General features: G+C 68.5%; 22 protein-coding genes. 15 read left to right on the top strand and 7 right to left on the bottom strand.

Annotated elements, in window-relative coordinates; all coding sequences use genetic code 11:
* Window positions 1-3: 3 nt before the first annotated feature.
* Complete coding sequence (locus VF522_RS12575; RefSeq protein WP_330908613.1) at window positions 4-459, top strand: MaoC family dehydratase; 456 nt, start codon at window positions 4-6, stop codon at window positions 457-459.
* A 189-nt stretch (window positions 460-648) separates the two neighbouring features.
* Here VF522_RS12575 and trmL read toward each other — a convergent pair whose 3' ends face one another.
* Complete coding sequence (gene trmL, locus VF522_RS12570) at window positions 649-1119, bottom strand: tRNA (uridine(34)/cytosine(34)/5-carboxymethylaminomethyluridine(34)-2'-O)-methyltransferase TrmL (RefSeq protein ID WP_330908612.1); 471 nt, start codon at window positions 1117-1119, stop codon at window positions 649-651.
* Between the two features lie 10 nt (window positions 1120-1129).
* Entirely contained in the window at window positions 1130-1831 is a 702-nt protein-coding gene (locus VF522_RS12565) for a ComF family protein (RefSeq protein ID WP_330908611.1), read from the bottom strand.
* Window positions 1832-1859: 28 nt separating this feature from the next.
* On the opposite strand from VF522_RS12565, the gene VF522_RS12560 reads away from it, so the two are divergent.
* The 8 genes from VF522_RS12560 to VF522_RS12525 all read left to right on the top strand — a co-directional run bounded on the left by VF522_RS12560 (window position 1860) and on the right by VF522_RS12525 (window position 8063).
* Complete coding sequence (locus VF522_RS12560) at window positions 1860-2759, top strand: methyltransferase domain-containing protein (RefSeq protein ID WP_330908610.1); 900 nt, start codon at window positions 1860-1862, stop codon at window positions 2757-2759.
* Between the two features lie 125 nt (window positions 2760-2884).
* Entirely contained in the window at window positions 2885-3361 is a 477-nt protein-coding gene (locus tag VF522_RS12555) for a DUF2244 domain-containing protein (RefSeq protein WP_330908609.1), read from the top strand.
* Between the two features lie 45 nt (window positions 3362-3406).
* Complete coding sequence (gene coxB, locus VF522_RS12550; RefSeq protein ID WP_330908608.1) at window positions 3407-4567, top strand: cytochrome c oxidase subunit II; 1161 nt, start codon at window positions 3407-3409, stop codon at window positions 4565-4567.
* A gap of 28 nt (window positions 4568-4595) precedes the next feature.
* Window positions 4596-6272 (top strand): cytochrome c oxidase subunit I, encoded by a 1677-nt coding sequence (ctaD, locus tag VF522_RS12545; protein ID WP_330908607.1) that lies wholly within the window; start codon window positions 4596-4598, stop codon window positions 6270-6272.
* Between the two features lie 11 nt (window positions 6273-6283).
* Window positions 6284-6397, top strand: a complete 114-nt coding sequence (locus tag VF522_RS12540) for a cytochrome oxidase small assembly protein (protein WP_330908606.1) — start codon at window positions 6284-6286, stop codon at window positions 6395-6397.
* Window positions 6398-6982 carry a cytochrome c oxidase assembly protein gene (locus tag VF522_RS12535; protein ID WP_330908605.1) on the top strand — a complete coding sequence of 195 codons (585 nt, stop codon included), beginning with the start codon at window positions 6398-6400 and terminating at the stop codon, window positions 6980-6982.
* Window positions 6979-7161 (top strand): DUF2970 domain-containing protein, encoded by a 183-nt coding sequence (locus tag VF522_RS12530; protein ID WP_330908604.1) that lies wholly within the window; start codon window positions 6979-6981, stop codon window positions 7159-7161. Before VF522_RS12535 ends, VF522_RS12530 begins: the two co-directional genes overlap by 4 nt.
* Before the next feature lie 20 nt (window positions 7162-7181).
* Complete coding sequence (locus tag VF522_RS12525) at window positions 7182-8063, top strand: cytochrome c oxidase subunit 3 (RefSeq protein ID WP_330908603.1); 882 nt, start codon at window positions 7182-7184, stop codon at window positions 8061-8063.
* Between the two features lie 120 nt (window positions 8064-8183).
* Here the strand turns inward: VF522_RS12525 and VF522_RS12520 are convergent, their stop codons facing one another.
* Window positions 8184-8402 carry a twin transmembrane helix small protein gene (locus VF522_RS12520; protein ID WP_330908602.1) on the bottom strand — a complete coding sequence of 73 codons (219 nt, stop codon included), beginning with the start codon at window positions 8400-8402 and terminating at the stop codon, window positions 8184-8186.
* A 30-nt stretch (window positions 8403-8432) separates the two neighbouring features.
* Here VF522_RS12520 and VF522_RS12515 point away from each other — a divergent pair, with 30 nt between their 5' ends.
* The 5 genes from VF522_RS12515 to VF522_RS12495 all read left to right on the top strand — a co-directional run bounded on the left by VF522_RS12515 (window position 8433) and on the right by VF522_RS12495 (window position 12519).
* Window positions 8433-9149: an SURF1 family protein gene (locus VF522_RS12515; protein ID WP_330908601.1), complete on the top strand. Its 717-nt coding sequence runs from the start codon at window positions 8433-8435 to the stop codon at window positions 9147-9149.
* Window positions 9100-9813, top strand: a complete 714-nt coding sequence (locus VF522_RS12510) for a hypothetical protein (protein WP_330908600.1) — start codon at window positions 9100-9102, stop codon at window positions 9811-9813. Before VF522_RS12515 ends, VF522_RS12510 begins: the two co-directional genes overlap by 50 nt.
* 92 nt (window positions 9814-9905) lie before the next feature.
* Complete coding sequence (locus VF522_RS12505; RefSeq protein ID WP_330908599.1) at window positions 9906-11054, top strand: COX15/CtaA family protein; 1149 nt, start codon at window positions 9906-9908, stop codon at window positions 11052-11054.
* A complete protein-coding gene (cyoE, locus tag VF522_RS12500; protein ID WP_330908598.1) occupies window positions 11051-11929 on the top strand; it encodes a heme o synthase in 879 nt (292 codons plus the stop codon). The genes VF522_RS12505 and cyoE overlap by 4 nt, the downstream gene beginning before the upstream one ends.
* 5 nt (window positions 11930-11934) lie before the next feature.
* Window positions 11935-12519 carry an SCO family protein gene (locus VF522_RS12495; protein WP_330908597.1) on the top strand — a complete coding sequence of 195 codons (585 nt, stop codon included), beginning with the start codon at window positions 11935-11937 and terminating at the stop codon, window positions 12517-12519.
* A gap of 41 nt (window positions 12520-12560) precedes the next feature.
* Here the strand turns inward: VF522_RS12495 and VF522_RS12490 are convergent, their stop codons facing one another.
* From VF522_RS12490 to VF522_RS12480, 3 genes are all read right to left on the bottom strand, one after another.
* On the bottom strand, window positions 12561-14183 hold the full coding sequence (locus tag VF522_RS12490; protein WP_330908596.1) for a sensor domain-containing diguanylate cyclase: 1623 nt from the start codon (window positions 14181-14183) through the stop codon (window positions 12561-12563).
* 228 nt (window positions 14184-14411) lie between these two features.
* Complete coding sequence (gene rpoH, locus VF522_RS12485) at window positions 14412-15347, bottom strand: RNA polymerase sigma factor RpoH (protein WP_330908595.1); 936 nt, start codon at window positions 15345-15347, stop codon at window positions 14412-14414.
* A gap of 134 nt (window positions 15348-15481) precedes the next feature.
* Window positions 15482-15943, bottom strand: a complete 462-nt coding sequence (locus tag VF522_RS12480; RefSeq protein WP_330908594.1) for a DUF962 domain-containing protein — start codon at window positions 15941-15943, stop codon at window positions 15482-15484.
* Between the two features lie 48 nt (window positions 15944-15991).
* Between VF522_RS12480 and cutA the strand changes: the two genes are divergently transcribed.
* Complete coding sequence (gene cutA / locus VF522_RS12475; RefSeq protein ID WP_330908593.1) at window positions 15992-16354, top strand: divalent-cation tolerance protein CutA; 363 nt, start codon at window positions 15992-15994, stop codon at window positions 16352-16354.
* A gap of 86 nt (window positions 16355-16440) precedes the next feature.
* On the opposite strand, the gene ftsY is transcribed toward cutA, so the two are convergent.
* Window positions 16441-17373 carry a signal recognition particle-docking protein FtsY gene (gene ftsY, locus VF522_RS12470; RefSeq protein ID WP_330908648.1) on the bottom strand — a complete coding sequence of 311 codons (933 nt, stop codon included), beginning with the start codon at window positions 17371-17373 and terminating at the stop codon, window positions 16441-16443.
* Between the last annotated feature and the right edge of the window lie 18 nt (window positions 17374-17391).

Raw genomic sequence — 17391 nt, 5'->3', positions numbered from 1 at the left:
GCGATGAGAGTGCTCGAATCGCTCGCCGAACTGCCCGCGCTGGTGGGCCAGGAGGTCGCCACCAGCGACTGGATCACCGTGACGCAGCAGCAGGTGGACCAGTTCGCGCAAGCTACCGGCGACCACCAGTGGATCCACGTGGACGTCGAACGCGCGAAGTCCGGCCCCTTCGGCGGGCCGATCGCGCACGGTTTCCTCACGCTGTCGCTGCTGCCCCGCTTCTTCGAATCGGCGCTGGAGGTCCGCGACACGCGCATGGGCGTGAACTACGGGCTCAACCGCGTGCGCTTCACGGACCCGGTGCCGGTGGGCAGCCGGCTGCGCGCAAGCATCAAGCTGCTGGCGTGCGAGTCGCTTTCCGGCAACGGCTACCAGATGACCTGGCTCGTCACGGTGCAACGCGAAGGCAGCGACAAGCCGGTGTGCATCGCCGAGTCGCTGACGCGGCGCTACGCCTGAGCTTCCACGCCCCTACGCGCGGTGACGGGGCAAAAAAAAGCCCGCGCGAGGCGGGCTGGAAGGAAAGGAGTCTGGGTTGCCTGGCCTGTCCTTTTCGGGACCGGTTAGAGGTCAGATGCGAGACCGTTCGAAAGGTTTCAAACCCAGCCGATAGAAACGGAATATTGCTTGTGTCTCATACGGTAGGGCTCAGGCAGCACCGGCGAAGTCCTGTTGCCGCCAGGCTTCGAAAACCGTCACCGCCACGGCGTTCGACAGGTTGAGGCTGCGCTGGCCGGCGCGCATCGGCAGGCGCAGCCGCTGCTCCCCGGCGAAGGACGCCAGCAGCTCCGCGGGCAGGCCGCTGGTCTCCGAACCGAAGACGAGCCAGTCGCCGGGTTGGAACGCGACCTCGTGCACGCGGCGCGTGCCCCGCGTGCTCAGAGCGAACATGCGGTCCGCGGGCGGCCGCCGCGAGGCGAGCAGGGCAGCCCAGTCGGCATGGCGCTGGACCTCGGCGTACTCGTGGTAATCCAGCCCGGCGCGGCGCATGTGCTTGTCGTCCATCGAGAAGCCCAGCGGCTCGACCAGGTGCAGCGTGCAGCCCGTGTTGGCCGCGAGGCGGATCACGTTGCCGGTGTTGGGCGGGATCTCGGGGGTGACGAGGACGATGTGGAACATGCCCGCATTGTCATGGCTCGTCCGTCCGCGCCAGCACCACCGCGCTGACGCGGCTCGCGCCGGCCTGCCCGAGCACCCGGGCTGCGGCGTGGAGTGAAGCTCCGCTGGTCATCACGTCGTCCACCAGCAGCACCGATGCGCCGCGGACCTCGGCGGCGCGCAGCGGCTCGAGCGCGAAGGCGCCCTGCACGTTGGCCTGCCGGGCCCGCCGGTCGAGCGCCGCCTGCGCGCCGGTCTCGCGTACGCGCAGCAGCAGGCGCGGCTCGGTGCGGCGCGCATCCAGGGCGCGCGCGAGCAGCAGGGCCTGATTGAAGCCGCGCTCGGCGAGCCGCCGCGGCGCCAGCGGCAAGGGCAGCAGCAGGTCGCAGTGCCCCAGTTCGCCGGCAAGACCGGGGATGTCCCGCAGGCGCGCGGCGAACGATGCAGCCCAGCCTGCTTCGCCCTGGAACTTGAAGCGCGCCACCAGCCCGGACCAGGGGTAGGCATAGTTCACCGCGGCAAAGCAGGCATCGAGCGGAGGCGCTTCGCGCACGCAGGCGCCGCAGACCTCGACGCCGCCGGGCAGGGGGAGGGCGCAGCATCGGCAGCGCGCACAGGGCGCCGCGAAGCGCCCGACACAGGCCGGGCACAAGGGCTGGGCCGGCCAAGCGCCGCACACCGCGCACTTGCCGGGCGGCTCCGCGATCCGGCGCTGCAGCCAGGCAGGGGGCATCGGATCAATATACTCGGCGACCCCTGCGATGGCATCCTCCGATCGACCGCCCACCATCCATCCGGCCGCCGCCGCGCGCTGGGACCGTGCCGCGCCCGCGGCGAGCCCCTGGCTGCACGAGGAGGTGGGCCGCCGGATGGAGGAGCGGCTGGAGTGGATCCGGCGCAGCCCGGAAGCCTGGGCCGACTGGGACCCGGTGCGCGGCGGCTTCGACGCCCATGCGCGGGTGGCCCATCGCTATCCGCAGGCCCGAGTGCACATCGTCGAGCCGCAGCCGGATCGGGCGCAGGCCGCGCGCGGGCGCCTGGGCAAGCCCTGGTGGCGCCGCCTCGGCAAGGGCGGCCCGGTCGAATTCGGCCCGGTGCCGGACGCCAGCGTGCAGATGCTGTGGTCCAACATGCAGCTGCACATGCTGGCGGACCCGCAGGCGATGCTGCATCGCTGGCACCAGGCGCTGGCGGTCGACGGCTTCCTGATGTTCTCCTGCCTCGGCCCCGACACCCTCAAGGAGTTGCGCGCCGCCTACGACGCGGAGGGCTGGCCCCCGCCCGGCCACGAATTCACCGACATGCACGACTGGGGCGACATGCTGGTGCAGGGCGGCTTCGCCGAGCCGGTGATGGACATGGAGCGCATCACCCTGAGCTTCGAGACGCCGGCGCGGCTGCTCGAGGAGCTGCGCGAGCTCGGGGCCAACCTGCATCCGGGGCGCTTCCCGGCGCTGCGCGGAAGGCACTGGCGCCATCGCCTGCACGACATGCTGGGCGAGCGCTTGCGCGGAGCGGACGGCAAGCTGGCGCTGACTTTCGAGGTCATCTACGGCCATGCGCTCAAGCCGGCGCCGCGGGCGAAGATGGGCGAGGAGAGCGCCGTGTCGCTGGCCGACATGCGCGCCATGCTGCACGCCGACAAGCGCGGCAAGGAATAGCGGCGGGGCCTGCGCCGCATCGGGCGCGGATGCGGCCCGCGCTCGATGCGGCGCAAATGCAACTGCCTGAAAAAGTGGCACAAAACGCGGCGCTACAATGCGCGGTTGATTTTCGTGCGTCGCCCGTGTCGAACTCCGTATTCCGTTTCGCCACTGTCCAGGGCCAGGCCATCCACTGGTTCCTGAGGCGCAACTGCTCGGTGACGCCGGCCCAGCTGGGCTGGCTCTACGCCTCGCTGTGCGCCGTGTCGCTCGGAATCGGAACCTTCTTCTGGTTCCAGGGTGCGGTGATGATCCTCCCCTTCGCGTGGCTCGAGGTACTGGCCGTGGGTGCCGCCTTCTTCGCCTACGCGCGCCACGCGGCCGACCGCGAGCACATCCTGTTGCAGGGCGGCAGGCTGGTGGTGGAACTGGAGAACGCCGGACACCTGGAGCGGGCGGAGTTCAACCGCGACTGGGTCCGCGTGGAGCCGGCCGCGGACGACCGGTCCCTGATCGAGGTGTCGGGGCAGGGCCGGCGGGTGAGCGTGGGACGTTATCTGCGGCCGGAGTTGCGGCCGATGCTGGCGCAGGAGCTCCGCAGGGCCCTGCGCGAGGCGTGAGGCGGTCCGCGGGACGGTTTTTTGGAAGGCTTGAGGCTGAAAACGATGAAGAGTGAATCGAAGATCGCGGCGCTCCTGGTAGCCGCGGCTGGTCTGGCCGGCGCGGCGCAAGCCCAGGTGCAGGACCTTCCCGGCGGCCCCGCGGTGCGCCAGCTCAACCTGCATGCCGCGGCCACGCGCATCGCCGTGGAGCAGTCGTGGCTGCACTGGTTCATGCTGATCACCTGCACCGTGATCTTCATCCTGGTGTTCGCCGTGATGTTCTATTCCATCTGGAAGCACCGCAAGTCGGTCGGCCACAAGCCCGCCAACTTCCACGAGTCGGTGACGGTGGAAGTGATCTGGACGCTGATCCCCTTCATCATCGTGATCGTCATGGCGCTGCCGGCCACCAAGGTGCTGGTCGCGTCCAAGGACACCTCCAACGCCGACGTGACCATCAAGGCCACCGGCTACCAGTGGAAGTGGGGCTACGACTACCTGAGCGGCGACGCCCAGGGCGTGAGCTTCCTCTCCACGCTGGACACCACGCACCGCGAGATCTCCAACGCAGGCGCCACCGGCGCCGTGCCGAACGACTACCTCCTGAAGGTCGACAACCCGCTGGTGGTGCCGGTCAACAAGAAGGTCCGCATCATCACGACGGCCAACGACGTGATCCACGCCTGGGGCATCCCGGCGTTCGGCGTGAAGCAGGACGCGATCCCCGGCTTCGTGCGCGACACCTGGTTCCGCAGCGAGAAGACCGGCGACTTCTACGGCCAGTGCTACGAGCTGTGCGGCAAGGAGCACGCCTACATGCCGATCCACGTGAAGGTGGTGACGCAGGACGAATACGTCAAGTGGGCCGGCGAGCAGAAGAAGGTCATGGCCGCCAAGCAGGACGACCCGGCCAAGGTCTGGACGCTGGGCGACATCACCGCCCGCGGCGAGAAGGTCTACGCCGCCAACTGCGCCGCCTGCCACCAGCCGAACGGCAAGGGCGCGGGCCCGATCAAGGCGCTGGACGGCTCTCCCATCGTGCAGGACGCCGACAAGGCCAAGCAGATCCACATCGTGCTGAACGGCAAGGGCGCGATGCCCGCCTGGAAGCAGCTGTCGGACACCGACCTCGCGGCCGTGATCAGCTACACGAAGAACGCCTGGACCAACAAGACCGGCCAGGTCGTGCAGCCCGCCGAAGTGCTGGCGCAGCGCGGCAAGTGATCGGGCAGAGGAAAGAACAGAGGAACACATGAGCGCAGTTCTCGACCCGCACGGCCACGCCCACGGCCACGACGACCACCACGACCACGCGCCCGCCGGCTGGCGCCGCTGGGTCTATGCGACCAACCACAAGGACATCGGGACGCTGTACCTGCTGTTCGCGTTCTTCATGCTGATGTTCGGCGGCGTGCTGGCCCTGGGCATCCGCGCCGAGCTGTTCCAGCCCGGCCTGCAGCTGGTCAACCCCGAGCTGTTCAACCAGTTCACCACCATGCACGGCCTGATCATGGTGTTCGGCGCGATCATGCCGGCCTTCGTGGGCTTCGCGAACTGGATGATCCCGCTGCAGATCGGCGCGCCGGACATGGCCTTCGCCCGCATGAACAACTTCAGCTTCTGGCTGATGATTCCTGCCGGCCTCATGCTCGTGCTGTCCTTCTTCATGCCCGGCGGCGCCCCCGCCGCCGGCTGGACGCTGTACGCGCCGCTGACGCTGCAGATGGGCCCGTCGATGGACGCCGGCATCTTCGCGATGCACATCCTGGGCGCTTCCTCGATCATGGGCTCGATCAACATCATCGTGACCATCCTCAACATGCGCGCCCCCGGCATGTCGCTGATGAAGATGCCGATGTTCGTGTGGACGTGGCTGATCACCGCCTACCTGCTGATCGCCGTGATGCCCGTGCTGGCCGGCGCGATCACCATGACGCTGACCGACCGCCACTTCGGCACGACGTTCTTCAACCCCGCGGGCGGCGGCGACCCGGTGATGTACCAGCACATCTTCTGGTTCTTCGGCCACCCCGAGGTCTACATCATGATCCTGCCGGCCTTCGGCATCGTCAGCCAGGTCGTGCCCGCGTTCGCCCGCAAGCGCCTGTTCGGCTACGCCTCGATGGTGTACGCGACCAGCTCGATCGCGATCCTGTCGTTCATCGTGTGGGCGCACCACATGTTCACCACCGGCATGCCGGTGACCGGCCAGCTGTTCTTCAAGTACGCGACGATGCTGATCGCGGTGCCCACGGCCGTGAAGATCTTCAACTGGATCGCGACCATGTGGCAGGGCTCGATGACCTTCGAGACCCCGATGCTGTTCTCGGTGGGCTTCATCTTCGTGTTCACCATCGGCGGCTTCACCGGCCTGATCCTGGCCATGGCGCCGATCGACCTGCTGCTGCAGGACACCTACTACGTGGTGGCGCACTTCCACTACGTGCTGGTGGCGGGCTCGCTGTTCGCGCTGTTCGCCGGCTTCTACTACTGGTCGCCCAAGTGGACGGGCGTGATGTACAACGAGGCGCGCGGCAAGATCCACTTCTGGTGGACCCTGATCGCCTTCAACGTCACCTTCTTCCCGATGCACTTCCTGGGCCTGGCCGGCATGCCCCGCCGCTACGCCGACTACCCGATGCAGTTCGCCGACTTCAACGCGGTGGCCTCGGTGGGCGCGTTCGCCTTCGGCCTTGCGCAGGTGTACTTCTTCTTCTTCGTGGTGCTGCCCACGATGCGCGGCCGCGGCGCCGCCGCCCCGCAGCGCCCCTGGAACGATCCGGACGGCAAGGGTGCCGAGGGCCTGGAGTGGGAAGTCGCGTCGCCGGCGCCCTTCCACACCTTCGAGACGCCCCCGCGCCTGGACCCGACCGCCACGCGCGTGCTCGACGCCCGCGTGATGCACGAGAACCCCAAGGCCGCTCACTGAGGGAAGTGACAATGGCCGACGAAGACCGCAAGAAGGGCAACCTGCGCCTGGCGCTGATCCTGGCGTCCATCGCGCTGGTGTTCTTCGTCGGCTTCATCGTCAAGATGGTCCTGCTGGGGAAGTAGATGGGTCGCGGCGCCGAGAACCGGAAGATGCTGGGCAAGCTGGCCGTCGTGGCGGCCGGCATGTTCGCCTTCGGCTATGCGCTGATCCCGATCTACAAGCACGTCTGCGAGGCGCTGGGCATCAACATCCTGGCGGTGAGCGAGCGCCAGGTGCCGGGCACCTCGAAGGCCGCCGCCAATTCGCAGGTGGACGCCAGCCGCACGATCACCGTGGAGTTCGACGCCAACGCGCGCGGACCGTGGCAGTTCAAGCCGGCGCAGGCCTCCATCCAGGTCCACCCCGGCCAGCTCGCCACCGTCATGTACGAGTTCCAGAACGTGCAGGACCGCAAGATGGCCGCGCAGGCGATCCCGAGCTACGCCCCGCGCAACGCGGCGCCGCACTTCAACAAGCTGGAGTGCTTCTGCTTCAACCAGTACACGCTGGAGCCGGGCGAGAAGAAGGAGTGGCCGGTGGCATTCGTCATCGACCCGAAGCTGCCGAAGGACGTGACCACCATCACGCTGTCGTACACCTTCTTCGAGGTCGGCGCGAAGACGCCGGCGGCGCCGACGGCGGCAGTGAGGACGGGGGCGCCGGGATGAGCGTGATCCGCACTGTCAAGGCGGTGCTGTGGGCGTTCCTGGGCATCCGCAAGAAGAGTGCATATGAGGAGGACCTGGGCAAGCTGAGCCCCTTCCAGATCATCTCCGTGGCGCTGGGCGTCGTCGTGATGTTCGTGGTCGGGCTGGTCGTCCTGGTCAATTGGGTCGTCAAGAATTAGGAATAGGTACAGGAGTCGAAATGAGCTCTAGCGCACCGGGGACCACGCCCCATTACTTCGTGCCCCAGCCCTCGCGCCACCCGGCGTTCGCGGCGTTCGGGCTGTTCTTCGTGATCTTCGGCGCGGCCAACTGGATCAACGGGGTCGACTGGGGCAAGTGGTCGGTGGCCTTCGGCCTGCTGTGGCTGTTCTGGGTGCTGTTCGGCTGGTTCGGCGACGCCATCCGCGAAAGCGAGACCGGCCAGTACGGCCGCAAGATCGACCTGTCCTTCCGCTGGAGCATGAGCTGGTTCATCTTCTCGGAAGTGATGTTCTTCGGCGCCTTCTTCACCGCGCTGTGGTGGATGCGCTCGCACTCGGTGCCCGCGCTCGGCGGCGTCGACAACGCGCTGCTGTGGCCCGACTTCAAGGCCGTGTGGCCCAGCGTGCAGGCCGGCGCCACCGCATCGCCCGGCGGCATCGTCGAGCCCTTCCAGACGATGACGCCGTTCTGGCTGCCGACGATCAACACCGCGCTGCTGCTGTCCTCCGGCGTCACGCTGACCATCGCGCACCACCTGCTGCGCGAAGGCAAGCGCGGCCCCACGGTGATGTGGATGTGGGCCACGGTGCTGCTGGGCCTGACCTTCGTGTTCGTGCAGGGCTACGAGTACTTCCACGCCTACAGCGAGCTGAACCTGAAGCTCACCTCCGGCGCCTACGGCTCGACCTTCTTCATGCTCACCGGCTTCCACGGCTTCCACGTGGTCGTCGGCATGCTGATGCTGTTGTTCATCACCATCCGCCTGATGAAGGGCCACTTCACCCCGGACCGCCACTTCGGCTTCGAAGGCGCGGCCTGGTACTGGCACTTCGTGGACGTGGTGTGGCTGTTCCTGTACACGCTGGTGTACTGGCTGTAACGCACGCATCGTCATTCCCGCGGAGGCGGGAAGCCAGGGCGCCCTGGGTCCCCGCCTTCGCGGGGATGATGGAAAACGAAAAGGGCCGCGCGAGCGGCCCTTTGTCCTTGAGAAACCGGACTACTTCAGCGGAATGCCCGTCGGGTGGATGTACCCGAGCTTCCAGGCCAGCAGGATGCACAGGAACAGCAGGATCGAGAAGCCGACACGGAACGCCAGCGCGCGGGCCATGTGGTTCGTCTTGGGCTTGCCGTCCTTGCCGTCGTTCATCATGAAGTACAGCGCCGAGCCGAGGCTGGCGATGATGGCGAGGAAGCCGAGTGCCACGAAGTATTTCATTCCCGCGATTATCGGCGGGGGCTTCGCGGCATGCTGAAGCGGATCGTGATCGCCCTCGCGGCGCTGGCGGCCATCGCGCTGACGGTGAACCTCGGCTTCTGGCAATGGGGCCGGGCCCAGCAGCGCAATGCGCTGCACGACGCGATCGCCGCGCGCGAGCGCATGCCGGCGTTGTCGGCGGCCGACCTGCCGGCGGCCGCGCGCGACCCGCAATCGCTGCTGCACCGGACCATCGTGCTGCGCGGCGAGTGGCTCGCCGATCGCACCGTGTTCCTCGACAACCGGCAGATGAACGCGGTGCCCGGCTTCTATGTCGTCACGCCGCTGCGCCTGGAAGGCCGGTCCGACGCGATCCTGGTGCAGCGCGGATGGGCGCAGCGCAACTTCGCGAAGCGCGAGCAGCTGCCGCCGGTGCAGACGCCCGCCGGCGCGGTGGAAGTCCGCGGCCGCTTGGCCCCGCCGCCCGCCAAGCTTTATGACTTCGACACGGAAGAGACGGGGCCGATCCGGCAGAATCTCGTCCTGGACCGGTTCCGCGCGGAAACCGGCTTGCCCCTGCTGCCGCTGTCGGTGCAGCAGGCCGGAGCGCCCTCCGAAGGGCTCCTGCGGCAATGGCCGCAGGCTGCCAGCGGCGCCGAGAAGAACATCGGCTACGCCTTCCAGTGGTGGGCCATCGCCGCGCTGATCGCCATCCTGTATGTCTGGTTCCAACTCGTCCTCCCCCGCCGCCAAGCCCGGCGCGCTTGACCAGCCGCTCGGGCTGACGGTGCACTCCCTGCCCGAGCCGGGTGGTGCCGCCATGGCCGACGGGCAGCGCACGCGCACGGGCCGCTGGAAGATGCTGGCGGTGATGCTCGTGTGCGCGGCCCCCGTGATCGCCTCGTACTTCATGTATTACGTCGTCCGGCCGGAAGGCCGCCGCAACTACGGCGAGCTGATCGACCCGCAGCGCCCCATGCCTTCGGTGATCGCGACCGACCTCGCCGGCAAGCCGGTGGCGTTGCCCTCGCTGCAGGGCCAGTGGCTGCTGGTGAGCGTGGCCGGCGGCGGCTGCGACGCGCCGTGCGAGCGCCACCTGTACCTGCAGCGCCAGCTGCGCGAAGGCCTCGGCAAGGACAAGGACCGCCTCGACTGGGTCTGGCTGATCCCCGACGACGCGCCGGTGCGCGACTCCCTCAAGCCGGCGCTGCAGCAGGCGACGGTGCTGCGCGTGAAGGGCGAGCCGCTCGCGCAATGGCTCGCGCCGGCGCGCGGCCACCAGCTCCCCGACCATCTCTACGTGATCGACCCCATGGGCCACTGGATGATGCGCTTCCCGGCGGGGCAGGACACTGTCAGCGCCGCCAAGACGCGCAAAGACCTTGAGCGGCTGATGCGCGCTTCCGCCGGCTGGGACAAGGAAGGGAGATGACCCACCCCCGAAGCGCCTTCGGCGCCTCCCCCTCAAGGGGGCGCCCCCAGCGGCCCGGCAAAGCCGGTTCCGCGGCGGCCCTGGACTGAGACATGCAAGCCCAAGCCCTGTACGACTTCGCACCCGTGCTGCGCGTCGCGCTGCTCGGCATCGCGGTGGCCGCCGGCCCGCTCGCCTGGGTGTGGCTGCGCAACCGGCAGGCCGCGCCCGCGCAGCGGCTCGCGGCGCTCACGGTGCTGACGCTGTTCCTCACCTTCGACCTCGTGCTGTTCGGCGCCTTCACGCGGCTGACCGACTCCGGCCTCGGCTGTCCCGACTGGCCCGGCTGCTACGGCAACGCGAGCCCGATCGGCGCGCTGCACGAGATCCGCACGGCGGAAGCCGCGATGCCCACCGGACCCGTGACGCACGGCAAGGCCTGGGTCGAGATGGTCCACCGCTACCTGGCCACCGGTGTCGGCGTGTTGATCACGACGCTGGCGCTCGCGACGTGGATGCAGCGCAAGCGGGGCTTGCCGGTCAGTTCGTTCTGGCCGGTATTGACCCTGGCCTGGGTGTGCCTGCAGGGCGCCTTCGGCGCGCTCACGGTGACGATGAAGCTGTTCCCCGCGATCGTCACGATGCATCTGCTCGGCGGCATGGTGCTGCTCGCCTTGCTGTGCATGCAGGCCGTCGCCTATCGGCAGGCGCAGCGCCGCAGCGGGCCGGTGACGATCCCGGCGCCCGCGCGCGCCTGGCTGCTCGCGGCCTTCGCGCTGGTGTGGCTGCAGGTCGCGCTGGGTGGCTGGACCAGCACCAACTACGCGGTGCTGGTGTGCAGCGAGTTCCCGACCTGCCAGGGCGCGTGGTGGCCCGCGATGAACTTCCGCGAGGGCTTCGAACCCTGGCGCGACCTGGGCAAGACGGGCGCGGGCGAGCACGTGACGCTCGCGGCGCTCACCGCGATCCACTACGTGCACCGATTGACCGCCTACCTGGTGTTCGTCGGGCTGGGCGTGCTCGCGTGGAAGCTGCGCAATGGGCCTCTCCGTTCGAGCGCGCGCGTGATCGCGGGCCTGGCGCTGTGGCAGTTCGCCACCGGCCTGTCGAACGTCGTCCTCGGCTGGCCGCTGGTGGCCGCGGTGTCGCACACCGGTGGTGCCGCCGCCCTCATCGTGGCGCTCACCTGGGCGTTGCGCGAGAGCCGCGCGGACAAAGCGTTGAACGTGCACAGCGTGGCCGCGCGCGAGGTGCGCGCATGAACGTCAGCATCGTGCGCCAGTTCTACGCGCTGATGAAGCCGCGCGTGATCCAGCTGATCGTGTTCTGCGCGCTGATCGGCATGGTGCTGGCCGTCCCCGGCGTGCCGGCCTGGCGGGACGTGCGCGTGGCGGCGATCGCCTGCCTGGGCATCTGGCTGGTGGCCGGCGCCGCCGCCGCCTTCAACTGCCTGGTGGAGAAGGGCATCGACGCCAAGATGCGCCGCACTGCCTGGCGCCCCACCGCCAAGGGCGAGCTGGGCGACTGGCAGACGCTGCTCTTTTCCGCGGGCCTGTGCGGGCTCGGTTCGTGGATCCTGTACGCCTGGGTGAATCCGCTCACCATGTGGCTGACGCTGGCCACCTTCATCGGCTATGCCGTGGTCTACACGGTGATCCTCAAGCCGCTGACGCCGCAGAACATCGTGATCGGCGGCGCCTCGGGCGCCATGCCGCCGGTGCTCGGCTGGGCGGCGATGACGGGCGACGTCGGGCCGCAGGCGCTGATCCTGTTCCTGATCATCTTCCTGTGGACGCCGCCGCACTTCTGGGCGCTGGCGCTGTACCGCGTGGAGGACTACCGCAAGTCGGGCCTGCCGATGCTGCCGGTGACGCACGGCAACGAGTTCACCCGGCTGCAGATCCTTCTGTACACCATCGTGCTGTTCGCGGCCTGCCTGATGCCCTTCGCCTACGGCATGAGCTCGTGGACCTACCTGGTTGCGGCTCTGGTTCTCAGCGCGGGCTTCACGTGGTACGGTTTCCGCCTCTGGCGCGAGTACTCCGACGCGCTCGCGCGCCAGACCTTCCGTTTTTCGCTGATCCACCTGAGCGCGCTGTTCGCGGCGCTGCTGCTGGACCACTACCTTCCTTTCTGAAGACCATGCTGCGACGCCAAGCCCTCCTCTCCCTCGGATCCTTCGCGCTGCTGGCCGGCTGCGCGGAAAGCAAGCCGCAGTTCAAGGCGGTGGACATCACCGGCGCCGACTACGCCCGGGATTTCCCGCTGCCCGACGTCGACGGCAAGATGCGCAGCGTCAAGGACTTCGCCGGCAAGGTGGTCGTGGTCTTCTTCGGCTACACGCAGTGTCCCGACGCCTGCCCGACGACGCTGGCCGAGATCGCGCAGGCGAAGAAGCTGCTCGGCGCCGACGGCGACAAGGTGCAGCCGGTGCTCGTCACGGTGGATCCCGAGCGCGACACGCCCGAAGTGCTCAAGGCCTACGTCGGCAACTTCGGTCCCGACTTCATCGCGCTGCGCGGCACGCCGGAGCAGACCGCGGCGGTCGCCAAGGACTTCAAGGTCTACTACAAGAAGGTCGAGACGAAGAAGCCGGGCATCTACCTGATGGACCATTCGGCCTCCAGCTTCGTCTACGACCCGCAGGGACGCCTGCGCCTCTACTCGCGCTACGGCAGCGGCCCGCAGGCGCTGGCCGACGACATCCGGCTGCTGCTCAAGGCCTGAGGCCCCGTTCCGCGCCCAGGCCGATGGCCGGCCGGCGGCGGCTAGAAGTTCAACGGCTTGATCAGCTTGCGCGCGTCCGGCTCGATCGCGTCGAGGCCTTCGTGGACCCACTGCAGGGTGGCGGCGCCATCGTGCTGCGGATCGGGCAGCATGGCGGCCGTGACGTGGAACTTCAGCGTCAGCGCCGAGGGCAGCGACTCCATCTGGCGCAGGCCGCTCGCCACCACCTGCTGCGCGCGCGAGGTCACGGCCTGCCGCGTGACGGGCGCTTCCACCAGGAGCGCGAATTCGCGCTCGCCCACCCGGGCGGCCATGTCGTAACCGACGGCGCAGCGGCGCAGGTGCGACGCCGCGATCACCAGCGATTTCTCGACGGCTTCCTTGCCGAACTCCTCGGCGATGGCCTCCAGGTTGGAGATGCGCACGCCCAGCAAGGCGCAGTTCTGCTTCTGCGCCCGGGCGTGGGCCAGGCTGGTGTCGAGGCGCTCCACCAGCGCCTGCCGGTGCGGCAGGCCGGTGAGGGCGTCGGTGCGGGACAGCGCGCTGGCGCGCAGTTCGCTCTCGCGCCGTGCCATCAGGCGCATGTTCAGCGCGTAGTAGATCAGCGGCAGCTCCAGCGCCGCGCCGAAGAACAGGCCGAAGCGCGTCAGCACGCTCGTGGGCACCAGGCCGAAGCCGCGCGCCAGCGGGAACAGCGCCATCAGCAGCACCGGCAGGAAGCCGATCGCCACCAGCCGCAGGTGGCGGTCCTCGCCGTCGACCCAGCCCCACAGCAGCATGCCGAAGATCGCCACCAGGGCCAGCGACGTCAGCGACAGCACCAGCGTCATGGTCAGGCGCGAAGCGACCGCGAGGTCGAGCGCGACGCCGGCCAGCACCGCCGCGAGCACCCCCCAGACGGCCAGGTCCAGCGTGCGCGAAAGCCGCCTCGGATTGGTGACCACCTTGGTGAACCACAGCGCCGCCGCGGCCGCGGCACCGGGCCACAGGCCCAGCACCGTGTTGTTCCAGATCTGCCACTCGGGCCAGAGGTATTGCGCGCCGACGCCCACGCGTCCCAGCTGGCCGGCGACCAGCAGCGCGGTGTAGAGCGCGAAGGCGAGGAAGCCCTTGTCGCGGAAGACGGTGCCGACGACGATGGCAGCCGCCGTCACCAGCGCCGCGAGGCCGAAATAGGCACCGAACAGGAACTGTTCCTTCTCGCGGCTGGCCTGCAGCGCATCCTCCCGGAACAGCGTCACCGGCGACGAGAAGTCGGCGCGTTCGTCGCCCACGCGCAGCCAGTAGCGCACCGGCGCGGCGCCGCTGGCGGCCAGAGCGAAGGTCGGCAGCCGGCCCGGCACGGCCCATTGGGCGACTTCCTGCTGGGTGCCTGCTTCCTGCACCACCCAGCGGCCGCCCGCGTCGCGGTAGAACAGCTTGACGCTGTCGTAGACGGAGCCGCCGACTTCCACGTACCAGTGCTCGCCCGCGGGAGCGGCGGCTTCGAACTGGATCCACAGCGCGCCGCCGTCGAGGTGGGCCTGGTAGTCGCGCTTGCGCGTGCGCCAGATCACCTTGTCGCCGCCCGCCTCCAGGTCTTCGACCCGCGCGCCGCCGCCGTCGTCCATCCACGCCAGGCTCTTGCCGTTGAGGTGGATCACCGACTGGCCGGCCAGTTGCAAAAGGGCCGGGCGCGGCGGAACGTCGTCCGCACGGGACGCCGTCGCGGCCCCCAAAAGGGCGCACCAAATCAGTAGGGCGCCGATGGCGCTTGTGAGCCCCCTTCTCATGGGCACTGATTGTTGCAGGGCCATGGATGAGCTGTCACCGCCGGGGCGACGGAACGCGGCCAGGGAACAACAAAAAAAGCCCGGCGGAGGCCGGGCTTGTCCTGGGATGCGAGGCGCGGATCAGGCGTAGGCCGCCAGCGCCTTCTTCATCTTCTTCATGGCCGCCACTTCGATCTGGCGGATCCGCTCGGCCGACACGCCGTATTCGGCCGCCAGCTGGTGCAGCGTCATGCCGCCGGAACCGTCGTCGTTCACCTTCAGCCAGCGCTCCTCCACGATGCGGCGGCTGCGCGGATCGAGCTCCTCCAGGGCCGCGGCGATGCCGTCGGTGGCCATGGCGTCGCGCTCTCGGCCTTCCAGTTCCGCGGTGGGCTCGTGCGAGGCGTCGGCGAGGTAGGCGATGGGGCCGTAGGCCTCCTCGCCGTCGTCGGCCGGGCCCGGATCGAGCACGACGTCGCCGCCGGACATGCGCGTCTCCATCTCGATCACTTCCTCGCGCTTGACGTTCAGCTGGCGGGCCATCACTTCGATCTGCGCGTCGGTCAGCGTCTCGCGGTGCGTCTGCGCGTCCTCGTCGTCCTTGAAGCCCTGCTTCATCGAGCGCAGGTTGAAGAACAGCTTGCGCTGGGCCTTGGTGGTGGCCACCTTCACCATGCGCCAGTTCTTCAGGATGTATTCGTGGATCTCCGCCTTGATCCAGTGCAGGGCGTAGCTGACCAGCCGCACGCCCTGGTTCGGATCGAAGCGCTTCACGGCCTTCATCAGGCCGATGTTGCCTTCCTGGATCAGGTCGCCGTGCGGCAGGCCGTAGCCCAGGTACTTGCGGGACACCGAGACCACCAGGCGCAGGTGCGACAGCACCAGCTTTCCGGCGGCTTCCAGGTCGTTCTCTTCCCGGAATTTCTTGGCGAACTCCTGCTCTTCCTCCGCCGTCAGCATCGGCAGCCGATTGACCGCCGAGATGTATGCGTCCAGGTTGCCCAGCGAAGGAACGACGGCCCAGGGATTGGCGACCGCCAATGCCGTGGTACCCGAGGCTCCAAGGGATGAGGACATACCGGAAACTCCTTTTGCTCGTGAAAATATTAGCACTCTGTTGGACAGACTGCTAAGCAAAGGGTTCCGTAGGCGCACGGGCCGAAGGGGCGTAGTCGGCGCCGGCTGGGGCGGGCTGCCCCGGAAAGCGCCGCCTACCAGCGGATGCCGAGCTTCAGGAACAGCTTGCTCAGCACGAACATGGGGCCGACCCAGAGGTATTGCAAGTCCTCGAAGAAGCTGGGCTTCCTGCCTTCGATCCTGTGGCCGACGAACTGGGCGATCCAGGCCGCGACGAAGATCGCCGCCGAAATGATGAGTACGCGCCCACCCATGGCGTGGACCAAGGCCAGCATGGCAATCGACACGACCGCCATGGCCGCCAGCCAGACCAGCGACAGCCGGGCGTAGTAGACGCAGCTGGCCAGCACGAAGCCGTAGGCCACCCACGGATGGATGGCGAACAGCAGGCCCAGCAGGCTCAGCATGATCAGCGGGATCGCCACGAAGTGGATCTTCTCGTTGGTCGGGTGCCGGTGGCTTTCCCCGTAGTGCGCCAGCAGCTGGTCGATCTTGCGCGGGGAGGCGGCGGAACCGGCATCGGTCAGGGTGGACATGGGGCGCTCCTGGCGGCTGACAATGCGCGGATTCTGGGAGGCCGGAGCATGGAAGACTGTAAAGATTGCGACATCCTGGCGGTGACGACGACCGTCGGCTCCCTCCCGGATGCGCAGGCCCTCGCCCGCGACATCCTGCAGCAGCGCCTGGCCGCCTGCGTGCAGCTGGAAGAGGGGCTGACCTCCTTCTACCGCTGGCAGGGCCAGGACCGCGAGGACCCGGAAGTGCGGCTCACGATCAAGACCGTGCCGCAGTGCGAGCGGGCGCTGCAGGCGCTGTTTCGCGACAAGCATCCGTACGACGTGCCGCAGTTCGTGGCGGTGACGATGCGGGCGAGCGAGGCCTATGCGGCGTGGGTTCGCGAAGAGGTCACGCCGCCGGCGATCGCGGGCGGGCAGCTGGCCATGTGATGCCGATGCTGGGGTTCCACCCCAGCCTACGAGGGACGTGTGCAACCGTAGGCTGGGGTGCAACCCCAGCGTTCAGCCGAAGGCAGTCAGGACAGCAGCGCCAGCGCGAACTCCCGCGCGCTGAAGGTCTCCAGGTCTTCCAGCTTCTCCCCGACGCCGATGAAATACACCGGCACCGGCTTCTCCTTCGCGATCGCCGCCAGCACGCCGCCCTTGGCCGTGCCATCGAGCTTGGTGACGATCAGGCCGGTGAGTTGCAGCGCGTTGTCGAAGGCCTTCACCTGCTGCAGCGCGTTCTGGCCGGTGTTGCCGTCGATCACCAGCAGCACCTCGTGGGGCGCGCTCGCGTCGGCCTTGGTCACCACGCGCTTGATCTTGCGCAGTTCCTCCATCAGGTGCAGCTGGGTCGGCAGGCGGCCGGCCGTGTCGACGATCACGACGTCCTTGCGACGTGCCTTGCCGGCGGATACCGCGTCGAAACTCACAGCCGCCGGATCGCCGCCTTCCTGGCTGACGATCTCCACCTTGTTGCGGTCCGCCCAGACGGCCAGCTGTTCCTTCGCCGCCGCGCGGAAGGTGTCGGCCGCAGCGAGCAGCACGGTTTCGCCGTCGTCGGCGAGGTGCTTGGTCAGCTTGCCGATGGAGGTCGTCTTGCCGGCGCCGTTGACGCCCGCGACCATGATCACCGTCGGCACCTGCTCGCCGATCTCCAGCGGCTTCTCCAGCGGGCGCAGCAGCTGCGTGAGGGCGTCCACCAGGATGTTCTTGGCCTGCACCGGGCGCGTGGCGCCGGACGCGGCGACCTTGCGCTTCACTTCGCCGAGCAGGAATTCGGTGGCGGCCACTCCGGTGTCGGCCAGCAGCAGCGCCGTCTCGAGCTCTTCGTAGAGCGCGTCGTCGATCTGCGCGCCGGTGAAGACCTGCGAAATGCTGCTGCCGGTCTTGCGCAGGCCGGCGCTGAGCCGTTCCATCCAGCTCTGCCGCTCCGGCGGCACTTCGGCCGCGGCCGGGATCTCCATCGGCGCGACCAGCGCGCT

The organism is Ramlibacter sp., from assembly GCF_036383835.1.
GTDB lineage: Bacteria > Pseudomonadota > Gammaproteobacteria > Burkholderiales > Burkholderiaceae_C > Ramlibacter.
The sequence above is the reverse complement of the archived record's forward strand: the minus strand, read 5'-3'. Positions and strand labels throughout refer to the sequence as shown.